Source organism: Parvibaculum sp. (assembly GCF_035511255.1).
Classification (GTDB): domain Bacteria; phylum Pseudomonadota; class Alphaproteobacteria; order Parvibaculales; family Parvibaculaceae; genus Parvibaculum.
The window spans coordinates 1-11,094 of sequence record NZ_DATKFR010000372.1 but is presented as its reverse complement, the minus strand read 5'-3'; the positions used below and the strand labels follow the sequence as shown (position 1 = coordinate 11,094).

Below are 11,094 nucleotides of genomic sequence, written 5' to 3'. Positions count from 1 at the left end.
GCCTATCGCGACGGACGGCCGCTGCCCTGCTCGATCCAGTCTCTCGACATTCTGGGGGCGGACGTTCTCGAAACGGGCCTCGTCTGGGAGGAAGGCGATTCCGACCGCCCCTGTTTCCCGGTCGCCGGCACGATCACCCATGCGCCCTGGCACGACGTACCGACGGCGCAGCTCATTCTCGAATCCTGGGAGCGCGACGGCTCGCCGACGCCGGCCGATCCGCGCCACGCGCTGGCCCGCACCGTCGCGGCGCTCGAAGCGAAGGGTCTGACGCCCGTCGTCGCCATCGAGCTTGAATTCTATCTCGTCGATCGCGCGGCGGCGCTTGCCGGAAAGCCGACGCCCGCCGCCGCCCCGAACGGTTTCGCGCCGGCGCATCTTCAGGCCTATCTGATGCAGGACCTCGAGGATTTCGCGCCGTTTCTCAACGACGTCTTTGCCGGCGCGAAGAAGATGGGGCTGCCCGCGCGGACGCTCATTTCGGAATATGCGCCGGGCCAGCTCGAAATCGTCCTCGCCCATTGCGCCGATGCGATGCGCGCGGCGGACGATGCGATCCTCTACAAGCGCCTCGTCAAAGGTGTCGCCGACCGCCACGGCTATGTTGCCACCTTCATGGCCAAGCCCTATGCGGCGCTGTCCGGCAGCGGCATGCACGTCCATGTCTCGCTGACGGATGGCGAGAACCCCAATCTTTTCGCGGGCGAGGGCAACGACCTCACGCCGCATCTCGCCCACGCCATCGGCGGGCTCGAAGCGACCATGGCCGAAAGCATGGCGATCTTCGCGCCCAACGCGAATTCCTATCGCCGCTTTCGCAAGAATTCCTATGCGCCGCTCGCGCCCGCCTGGGCGATCGACAATCGCTCGGTGCCGCTGCGCGTGACGGCGGGCAAGCCGGAGACGCGCCACCTCGAACATCGCGTCTGCGGCGCCGACGCCAATCCTTACGTGGCGCTCGCGATCGTGCTCGGCGGCATCGCGGAAGGCATCGAAAAGAAGATCGCGCCGAGCGCGCCGGTGGTCGGCGACGGCTACGGCCAGAAGGAAGCGACGCTGCCGATGAACTGGTGGAAAGCGCTCGAGGTTGCGCGACAGTCGACTTTCCTGCGCGCGCATCTCGGCGAACGCTTCACCGACATCTTCCTCACTATCAAGGAAGCCGAATGCGACCGCTTCTTCGCGGCCGTCAGTGATCTCGATTTCGACTGGTACCTCCGCAACGCCTGATCGCGGTCAGGGGTGCGGCGTGGTCGGCGTCGGCTGGGCTGCGCTCGTCGTGACCGCGAGGCCATAGAGCTTCCAGACCGGCCCCACCTGCTGATAGGCGATCTCGAAATTGATCTGGCGTGGAATGGCGGGAAAGGAGCCGCCGATCCGCATCAGCCCGTTCGCCTCGATCTGCGGGCCGAGGGTAACGAAGGGTTCGAGAATCAGAACCGACGAAAGATCGATCTTCTGTTGGCGGAGCGGTGCGAAGACCTCGCCGAGCCGGGTCGCATTGTTTTCCTGGAAGGATGGCCCGCCGAGATCGCGCAACAGCGTGTAATTGCCGGTCTTGTTGGCCTGGTCGAGGGCCGTCAGCGCGCCACGTATCAGGATGAGAAGGCCCTGTCGCTCGATGGGCACGAACTTCGGGCGCTTCTCCGCCGCCGTCGCCCCGCTGGTGAACGCGACGGCGACGCCCGCCGCGAGGACGAGCGTCGCCATGATACGCAACATGCGCATGAGATGCGTCCCGTCAGAACTCGTAACCGACGGCGGCGTTGAAGCCGACGCCCGTGCGCCCCGTGACGGTGCCTGCGGTCTTCAGCGTCCAGTTCTCGTCGAAGCGCCGCGAGATGCCGACAGCCGCCGCCGTTTCGCCGCTCCAGATGCCGAAGCCTCCGGTCACGACGCTGCTTCCCGGCGTCACCGCCTGCACGAGACCGGATGCCGCGAGCGCGGCGGCGATACCGGCCTTCGCGTCGCCGATCTCGTCATTGACGTAACTTTCGAGATTGGAGAAGCGGGCCGTCGCGCCGCGAAGCTGGGCGACGTTGACGGCATCCGTGTCAGCGCTACCGGCGGCGACATTCGTGATCTGACGTTCGCTGCCCGCCGTGCCGACCGAGACTTCGCCCGCCGAGTTCTGCGGCGTGGAAAGTCCGTAGGCGGCATATCCGGTCTGCGCTCCGCGCGCGGCGACCGAACTGTTGCCGAGCGCCACGCTGTTCCCGGCGGAAGCCAGCGAATTGGCGCCGAGCGCGGTCGAATTGTCGCCGGTGGCCGTCGCATAGGCGCCGAAGGCATTGGCGTCGACACCGCTCGCCGTCGACATGAAGCCGACCGCCGTGGTCGGATCGCCACTGGCGGTCGCGCCATAGCCGACCGCCGTGCCGCCCATTTCCGTCGCGGTGGCACCGGTGCCGATCGCCGTGCTGTTGGTCCCCGTCGATGTAAAGCCGCTCGCGGCCGCGATCGCGGCATTCATCTGATCGACATTGACGGCGTCGGTGCCCATCACACCTGCCGCGACATTGACGATCCGCCGCTCGGCCCCTTCTGAGCCGACCGACACGGTGTTCACCTCATCGGCAACCGAGCCCTGACCGATGGCGACGGCGCCGGCCGCCGTCACGCTCGATCCCTGGCCGATGGCCGTGCCGCCCGTCACATTGGCGGCGGAGCCCTGTCCGACCGAAGTTGCGTTGAGCCCGTTGGCGCTCGCCGCTTGGCCGACCGCCGTTGCATTGTTCTGTCCCGCCGCACCGGCGCCCGCGCGCGCGCCCGCGCCAATGGCGGTCGCGCCATCATTCTGGAAGTTCGAATAGGGGAACTTGCTCGCCGGCCATTCGCCGGGTCCGGTTCCGCGTGGCCAATAGCCGCCATTGGTCTCATAGAGCGCGGCGTAATCCGGATCGTTGGTCGGATCGAAGTCGGGATCGCCGGGCGCCGCCATGGGAATCGGCGCATTGGGATCGCCGCCCGCATAGGCGCCGTTGCCGAAGGCGGAGCTACCGGTTCCCGCCGTAAAGGCGGTCGTGCCGTAGACCGTCGTTTGCGAACCCTGGAGATTGGTCAGCGTGCCGGCTTCGGTTTCGACCTTGAAGCCCAGCGGCTTCATGTCCCCGCATTGATCGGTGCCGGGAATATAGGCGAAACCGTAGCCGTACTTGTCGCAAACCTTCACATACTCGACCACGGCGGACGCATCCTGCGCGACAAACGACCCGATGCCCGTGAGGAAAATGGCGCAGGTCATCCCGCGCGCGGTTGAAGCCTTCATGACGCCCCCCTGTCCGAAAAACGATCAGCCAACGACAGTTTGAAACGCTGCGTTCACCCAGGCAAATGTAAAATCGCCATTTTGGATTAGTTCCACCCGCTTCGCACGCAGGATGTGCGGCATTGTCGTCCGCCGCCGCCGCCGCCGCCGCCGCCGCCGGGCCTGGATTGGACCGGGCCGGCGGGCGGGTCTTCGGAGCCCGGATCGCCGGGATGCGAACCGCATATGTCCATCGTGTATCAAATGTATGTAGCGCGGCGGTCCGTTGTTATGCTCAATTCACGCCCAAAACGGCTGACGGGACATTTCACACCATGCGAGTCGATTCGATCTACGAGGTTTGTGCGCCGGACGTCGTTGCCGAAGATTTCGGCGGCGAAATCGTCGTCCTGAATTTGGCGAATGGAAAGTATTTCAGCCTGCTCGGCGTCTCGGCGGATATCTGGCGCGATCTGGCGCAAGGCTACCGCCGGCAGGACATCATTAGCCATTCGGCAGCGTCGGGCCCCGAAATCGAAGCCGCGGCGAGCGGGCTCATCGCCGACATGGTCCGTGAAGGGCTCATTCGCCCGGTGCCGGACGAGGCGAAGGGTTCGGCGCCTGTCGGGGCCGCAAGCACGGCCCTTTCGCTGGCCGCCTGTACCGAGGTGCCCGGACTCGAAGCCTTCGACGACATGGCGGAGCTCATTCTGGCCGACCCGATCCACGATGTCGAAGAGGATATGGGTTGGCCCGTGAAGCGGGACCCCGTGCCGTCCGCCTGAGGATGTTTTCACCTGTGAATGTCGCCGATGTCGGCAGCGTCGCGGATTATGGCCATGAGCTGCTGCGCCTGGCGCGGAACCTTCCCGCCGCATCGCTGCATCGCCGGTCGCTGCGGCTCCATGATCTCCGCATCGACGCCTGGTTCAGCGATCCGGGCTATGCCGATCTCTGTGAACGGAACCTTGCGTGCGCCTCCGACGCAGGCGGTGCGGCGCAGATCACCCTCTTCCTCCTCGACGCGGCGTCGCTCGATTGGCCGCCGCCACGCCGTTGGGGTGGCGACATGCTGGATCGGCAGGCGATCAACGTCGAACTCGCGCGGGCGGGACTCCATGGCGCCTATCTCCACGATCCCCGCGTCTGGCAGTTCCATTCGCGCGATCTGCGTCTCGGCGTTCAACTGATCCGCCATCCCGGCGCCACGCCGCTCTGGGAAACGGGCGGCCCCTTGCGCGTCTTTTTGCACTGGGCCTTTGCCGGAAGTAGCGCACGGCTTTGCCATGCCGCGACGCTGGGGCTCGACGGAAAGGGCGTTCTTCTCGCGGGGTCCGGCGGCTCGGGCAAGTCGGGCACGACGCTCGCAGGCATCGCGGCGGGTCTCGCCACGGTAGGCGACGATTACAGCCTCGTCGCGCAGGAGGAGGCCGTCGCCGCCTATCCGCTCTATCGCCTCCTGAAGCAGGATCCAGCCGGCGTGAACCGCGTATGGGGCGCGGATGCCTGCAAGCGGTTCGGCGAGACGAACTGGCAGGACAAGTTCGAAATCCACGCATCGGCTCTGCCGCGCTCGCCCTTCGTCGAACGCCTTGAGATCGGTGCCATTCTGCTGCCCAGGGTTGCGCGGATGGAGAGAACCGGGTTGCGCCGCGTTTCGGCCGGTGCGGCCATGCGCGCCTTCGCGCCGTCCAGCGTCTTTCAGCTTCCGGACGGCGAGCATGAGGGCGTCCGCTTTACCGCCGAACTTTGCCGGCGTCTGCCCTGCTACGAGCTGCTCCTGTCCGAGGACGCCGCCGAAATTGGGCAGGCGCTCCGCGCCTTTCTCGAGAGAATGCCTTCATGACCCCGGAAACGATCAGCGTCATCATGCCCGCGCTCAATGCGGAAAAGTTCATCGCTCCGGCGTTGCGCTCCCTTCTGCGCGAGCGCGAGCTCACCCTCGACATCGTCGTGATCGACGATGGCTCGACCGACGCGACGGCTCGGATCGTCGAGGACATGGCTCTGTCCCAGCCTTCCATCCGGCTGATCGCCGGACCTCGCGTGGGCGTCTCCCGGGCCCGCAACGCAGGCATTGCCGCGGTGGCGCCGCAAAGCCGCTTCGTCACTTTTCTCGATTCCGACGATCACGTCTACCCAGGCCGAATCGGACGGCAGCTTGCTCTGCTCAAGGCCAATCCCGGCACGGGATTTGTGATGGGACTCGTGCAGCTCTTCGAGCGGATCGACGAGGAGACGAGTGTCCCGGTCGCGGGCTCCCGGACGACGACCGTCGCGGGCGTTTCCCTCGCGGCCGCTCTCTTCGACCGGAGCCTCTTCGACCGGTTCGGCGGTTTCGACGAAGAGATGCAGCATGGCGAGGACACCGATTTCTTCCTGCGCCTGCTGGAGGCTCATGTGCCCTACATCACCGAGACAGACGTCGCCGTGCTTTATCGGCGTCACGAGACAAACATGACGAATGACATACCCGCGACGCGCAGGGGCTTTGTCGACGCGATCCGCCGCTCGCTGGTTCGCCGGCGCGCCAGCGGCAACACTGCGGAGATCGGTGCGCTCTTCAAGCATCGCGGCGCGGCGGAGGAGGTATTCCGACAATGAGTGAGGCCTATAGCGTCGTCATCCCCGCCTATAATGCGGGCGAGACCATCGAGGATGCCCTGCGCTCGATCGTCTCGCAGAATATCGCACCAACGGTGGTCATCGTCGTCGACGACGGCTCGACCGACGACACGGGCGCGCGGGCGAGCGCCTTCGATGCGCGTGTCGAGGTGATAAGACAGGAGAACCAGGGTTGCGGCGCCGCCACCAATCGCGGCCTCGTCGCCGTCGCGACGCCGCTCGTCGCCTTTCTCGATTCCGACGATCTCTGGCTCCCCGGAAAGGCCGAACGACAGCTGGCGCTTCTCGATGCGCGTCCCGGTCTCGCGGGCGTCTTCGCGCGAGGCCAGATCTTCAAGGGACCTGTTTCGGCGCCTGTGCTCGGACCGGTCGCCGATCTCTGGTCCCGGACGACGCTGATGATGCGGAGCGGGGCGGCGCGAGCGATCGGTCCGATGATCGATCCGCCAGGCGGGCGTGGAGACACCATCGACTGGATCGCGCGCGGCCGCGAAATCGGTCTCGCCTTCGAACTTATGGAAGAGGTGCTGTCGATGCGGCGCATCCGGCCCGGCAGCCTTTCCTATGGGAGGGATGCCGAGAAGGATCGCGGCTACCTTCTGATGGTGAAGCGGGCGCTGGAACGCAAGCGGGCGATTGCTCTTTCAAAGCAGACCGGCGACGGCGATGAATAGTGTGGCCCGCCTTCTCCTGCGCCAGGCATGGCCGGGGGGCGACGCCGATCTTCTGCTGAGAACGGTCCTCCTCCCCGACGAACGCGCCGCCGAAAGCTGGCGACGCTGGAAGGCGCGCCGCAATCTCGACGACGTGACATGGGACGAGCACAAGCTTCTTGCGCCGGTCGCGGCGCGGCTCGCCAGCATCGATCCGGCTTGCCCCTATCGCCCGCGCGTCCAGGGTCTTGCCAAGGCGCACTGGACGCATTCGCAGCTGATGCTCCGGGACTCCGCCGCCGCCCTCGACATACTGTTGGAGGCCGGTCTGCCGGTGATGCTGCTCAAGGGCGGCGCGCTCCTGGTGGCGGGCATTGCCGGACCTGGTCCCCGCATCAGCGGCGATCTCGATGTCCTCGTGCCGCGCAGCGTCTATCCGCGCGCGATCTCCCTCCTCTACGAGCATGGATGGGTCGCGCGAGATTCGGTCGAATATGCGCGGACCTCGTGGCGCTTCCATGCGGGGCTCAACCTGCGGCACGGCCGGCATGGCGACATCGACATTCATCACCAGCCGGTACACAGGCCGCGGGCGTCCGCCGAAGTGCTCGACGCGTTCTGGCGCCGGGCCCGGCCCGGTGTCTTTCACGGTCGATCCATTCTCGTTCCCTCGCTCGCCGACATGATCGTGCTGACGGCGGCTCACGCCATGCATCCGGCGGCGCGGCGCCAGACGGGCGGTGCCTGGGCCTGCGATCTGGCCCAGCTTCTGCGGCAGGACGGCATCGACGCGGCGGATGTCGTCGCCAGCGCTCAAGCATTCGACGCCATTGCCGCCTGTCTCGCGAGCCTCACCTATCTGCAGACGCTGACGCCGTCCGAAAACACGGCGTCGGTGATCGAAGCCCTGGCGCGGCACGGCACGGGGAAACGGCGGATGCTCAGCCTCTACGCCGGTACGGAGGGGCCGGCCTGGACGGCGCCGCTCCGCCGCCTCGCGCGGCTCGCGTCCGGGAGAGTGGAAGGCGGCTTCGAGCGCGAGAAGAAAGTCGTGCCGCGGCGGCATCGGCAGCGAATTCGGTTCGGCGCAGGCAAGGCGCTCCCGATCCGCGGGGATGCGAGCGAATACCGTCTCCGTCATGAATTCGAGATCGGCGCGGAGCGCATGATCCGGACCCTTTTGCTGACGATCGAGCTGGAAAGGCCCGGCATACAGCGGCGGTTCCGCTTCGATGTCGCCGTCGATGGCGTTCCGGTCGCCCGTCTCGCCGCCCGTCCGGTTTTCAGGGGAGCAGGTTCCGTGGTCCGGCTTTCCTTCCGGATCCCTCTGGCGGATCCCGGCCGGTGTCCGGCCCGCCTCGCGGTCGAAGCCTTGCCGGAAGGCGATCTCCAGCCGGATGCGGGTCCGGAGGTCGTCTTGCGGGTGAAGCCCGTCCCGTTCCGCATCGTCGGCGTCGCGCGTCGGCGATGAACCTGCCGCGTCGATAGGAGCCGCGAGGTCGCGCGGCCATCGCACGGCGAGGGCAAGCGCTGACTTTCGTCGATCATGAAGCGGTCACACGCGCATACGCCCGGAATTGGCGAGACTGCTTGCGGGCGGGAACGGCGGACGCATGAAGTAACGCGAGGAGTTCGGTCATGACCGAGCCGTCGAACGGCGCACCTTCGCTGCGCTGCCCCGTATGTGCGACTGAAATCGACGCTGACGCAACGCGTTGCGGCCAGTGCGGCGCACCGCTGCCCTCGGCGGCCGGCACCTATTTTTTCGATTTCGGAACCGTGGCTTCCCCAACGGGACCGTCGTCGAAGACAACTGACATGAAAGGCGACACCTTCGCCGCCTATGCCGCCAGAGGAGTCGGTCACCGGCGCGCGGCGGCGGCGCCCGGCGCCTGGAACGACGAGGACTTTGCGCGCATCAGCAAGAGCGCAGGCAGCCATGCCGGCGAGCCGACGGAAGACAAGGGCCCGACGCCGCCGCCAGCGACGGAGCCGCACCGGCAAAATCCACCGCACCCGAAAGAGCCGGAACCAGAACCGGAATTCGTGTCGGCGCGAGCGGAGCCTGCGACCGTTCAGGAGGAACAGGAAAACAGGTTGGGCCCGATCCCGCGACCCCGGCGCGCGTGGGCGGAAGGACCTTCCGCATGGACCCGGTGGCGTCAGCGACGCCGTGAGAAGAGCGAGATCGCGGCGCGCGACCGTCGGGAGAGACGGGACCGCCGCCGCCGTGAGCGCGGCATAGCCGCCGCCCATCTGCGCGAACGCAAGGAGGCCGCCAGGCGCCGCCGTAAGGAAAAGCGAGACATGCGCCGGCTGGCCCGGGCCGCCGCCGTCGAGCGACGCCGTGAGCGGCTCGCCGCCGGACGTCGTCAACGCTCCGAAGCCGCCGAGCGGCTGCACCGGCAACAACAGGAAGGTAAGGAACGGCGTCGACTGGAACGAGTGGCCGTTCTCCAGCGCCGCGATGCAGCCCGCCGGACGGCGCGAGCCAATCGCCGCGAGCGTCGGGCGCGTGCCGCGCAAACCCGTCGGGCCGCTGTGACGCGCCTGTCGCGCGCCTCGTCGGCGGGTCTCGCCGGCCTTGCCGTCGCCGTCGGCAATACGGCAAGGCATCTGGCGACGAAGACGGCGGCAGGCGCAGCGCTGGGCACGGCTACACTCCTGAGAGGTTCTGCGGCACCCGCGCGATCCATGCCCCGGATCGGTTCACGGGCAGCGGCGGCGGTCGCCCTCCTCCTGTTGGGCGGCGCCGTCGTTTACGGAGAGATCACCCGGAGGAGCCCGGCGGGACCAGCCGCGCTTCCGCCTGCCATGGCGTCATTGTCCGGCGCGTCCGGCCCCGCGCCGGGTGCCGCATCGCACGAGACCGTGCCCTCGATGCCGCCCGCGACCGAAACCCGTCTCGCGTTGGAGGAGCCGTCCTCCGTTCCGATTCCCTTGCCGCGGATCAAGCATCACGCCAGCCGGGCGAAGATCGCCACCACCAACACGGACGAGAGCCTGTGGACGAAATGGAGGTCGCGCGGCACTGTCGAGAGCTACACACGATCGGCTCTGCTGCCCGCAGCCGCGGAGCGCGATGGCGGCCGCCGCCGTCTCGAGACTCGCATCGCCGGCGTGCAGACGCGGCTCCGGCATCTCGGCTATCCGGCGGGTCCGTCGACCGGTGTCTTCAACACCGACACGCAGCGCGCGATACTGCTCTATCAGATCGACAACGATCTGCCGCGCACCGGGGAAATCGACGCGCGTCTTCTGCGTCGTCTGCATACCGAGGGCGACGGCGAATGGCAGACCGCGACCGACTGGTCGGCGCCGCGCCGTTGACCTGACACATCCGCTGATTAGGAATTGGGCTTCGCGCCGGGCGCGGAGCCTTTTTTCTGCGCAACCGCCGCGCATCCTCCCGCATCGCTTCACCCCGAACCGCAAAAAACTGCAGCTCTCCGCGCCTCCACACCGCTGGCACATGCCTTGCTAACGGGTATTACGATTTCAGCCTTTCGTAATACTGCTCTATCCCGGGAGAATGTGATGAGCCGCAATACAGGGTTTGGTTGGGTTTTGGGTTTGGCGCTGTCGATCTTCATGATCGCCGGCCAGGCGGGTCGCGCCGAGGCGGCGCCCCTCAAGGTAGGTTACAGCGACTGGCCGGGCTGGGTTGCCTGGCAGGTGGCGATCGACAAGGGCTGGCTCAAGGAAGCCGGCGTCGATGTCGAGTTCCAGTGGTTCGATTATTCCGCCTCGATGGATGCCTTTTCGGCCGGCAAGATCGACGCGGTGACGGTGACCAACGGCGATGCGCTCGTCATGGGCGGCGGCGGCACCAAGAGCGTGATGATCATGCTCACGGATTATTCGAACGGCAACGACATGATCGTCGCCAAGCCCGGCATCAAGAGCCTGAAGGATCTGAAGGGCAAGAAGGTCGGCATCGAAATCGGCTTCGTCGAGCATCTGCTGCTGCTCAACGGCCTCCAGAAGGAAGGCATGAAGGAGTCCGACGTCACGCTGGTCAACACCACGACCAATTCGACGCCGCAGGTGCTTGCTTCGGGCGACGTCGCCGCCATCGGCGCCTGGCAGCCAAATTCCGGCATGGCGATGCAGCTCGTGCCGGGCGCAAAGCCCATCTACACCTCGGCGCAGGAGCCGGGCCTCATCTATGACGTCATCACGGTCAATCCGTCGAGCCTTGCCGCCCGCCGCGCCGACTGGGTGAAACTCGTCAAGGTGTGGGGCAAGGTCGTCGCCTATATCAACGATCCGGCGACGCAACCCGACGCGCTGAAGATCATGTCGGCCCGCGTCGGCCTCACGCCCGCGCAATACAAGCCGCTCCTCAAGGGCACGAAGCTGTTGAGTCTCGAAGAGGGCAAGAAAATTTATGCGAAGGGTGAGGGCTTCTCGTCGCTCTATGGCTCCTCCCACATCGCCGACGATTTCAACGTGAAGAACGCCGTCTACAAGGAGAAGCAGCCCGTCGACAGCTTCATCGATCCTTCCCTCACGGACGAAGCCTTGAAGTAAACAGTCAGTAGCGTAAAGCGTCATCCAGAGGGTGCC

General features: G+C 66.5%; 10 protein-coding genes. 8 read left to right on the top strand and 2 right to left on the bottom strand.

Annotation, left to right across the window (positions count from 1 at the left end):
• Window positions 1-1,230: glutamine synthetase family protein (locus VMR03_RS14425; RefSeq protein WP_325406410.1), on the top strand; the 1,230-nt coding region annotated here is incomplete at its 5' end.
• 6 nt (window positions 1,231-1,236) lie between these two features.
• On the opposite strand, the gene VMR03_RS14420 is transcribed toward VMR03_RS14425, so the two are convergent.
• Both VMR03_RS14420 and VMR03_RS14415 read right to left on the bottom strand, forming a co-directional pair.
• Entirely contained in the window at window positions 1,237-1,728 is a 492-nt protein-coding gene (locus VMR03_RS14420) for a hypothetical protein (protein WP_325406408.1), read from the bottom strand.
• 13 nt (window positions 1,729-1,741) lie between these two features.
• Complete coding sequence (locus tag VMR03_RS14415) at window positions 1,742-3,268, bottom strand: YadA family autotransporter adhesin (RefSeq protein WP_325406406.1); 1,527 nt, start codon at window positions 3,266-3,268, stop codon at window positions 1,742-1,744.
• A gap of 314 nt (window positions 3,269-3,582) precedes the next feature.
• Here VMR03_RS14415 and VMR03_RS14410 point away from each other — a divergent pair, with 314 nt between their 5' ends.
• The 7 genes from VMR03_RS14410 to VMR03_RS14380 all read left to right on the top strand — a co-directional run bounded on the left by VMR03_RS14410 (window position 3,583) and on the right by VMR03_RS14380 (window position 11,058).
• Complete coding sequence (locus VMR03_RS14410) at window positions 3,583-4,032, top strand: PqqD family protein (RefSeq protein ID WP_325406404.1); 450 nt, start codon at window positions 3,583-3,585, stop codon at window positions 4,030-4,032.
• 14 nt (window positions 4,033-4,046) lie between these two features.
• Window positions 4,047-5,093 (top strand): hypothetical protein, encoded by a 1,047-nt coding sequence (locus VMR03_RS14405; protein WP_325406403.1) that lies wholly within the window; start codon window positions 4,047-4,049, stop codon window positions 5,091-5,093.
• A complete protein-coding gene (locus VMR03_RS14400; protein WP_325406401.1) occupies window positions 5,090-5,851 on the top strand; it encodes a glycosyltransferase family A protein in 762 nt (253 codons plus the stop codon). Before VMR03_RS14405 ends, VMR03_RS14400 begins: the two co-directional genes overlap by 4 nt.
• Window positions 5,848-6,546, top strand: a complete 699-nt coding sequence (locus tag VMR03_RS14395; RefSeq protein ID WP_325406399.1) for a glycosyltransferase family A protein — start codon at window positions 5,848-5,850, stop codon at window positions 6,544-6,546. Before VMR03_RS14400 ends, VMR03_RS14395 begins: the two co-directional genes overlap by 4 nt.
• Window positions 6,539-7,996, top strand: a complete 1,458-nt coding sequence (locus VMR03_RS14390) for a nucleotidyltransferase family protein (protein ID WP_325406397.1) — start codon at window positions 6,539-6,541, stop codon at window positions 7,994-7,996. The genes VMR03_RS14395 and VMR03_RS14390 overlap by 8 nt, the downstream gene beginning before the upstream one ends.
• A gap of 347 nt (window positions 7,997-8,343) precedes the next feature.
• A complete protein-coding gene (locus VMR03_RS14385; protein ID WP_325406395.1) occupies window positions 8,344-9,855 on the top strand; it encodes a peptidoglycan-binding domain-containing protein in 1,512 nt (503 codons plus the stop codon).
• Between the two features lie 207 nt (window positions 9,856-10,062).
• On the top strand, window positions 10,063-11,058 hold the full coding sequence (locus tag VMR03_RS14380) for an ABC transporter substrate-binding protein (protein ID WP_414693189.1): 996 nt from the start codon (window positions 10,063-10,065) through the stop codon (window positions 11,056-11,058).
• Window positions 11,059-11,094: the final 36 nt, after the last annotated feature.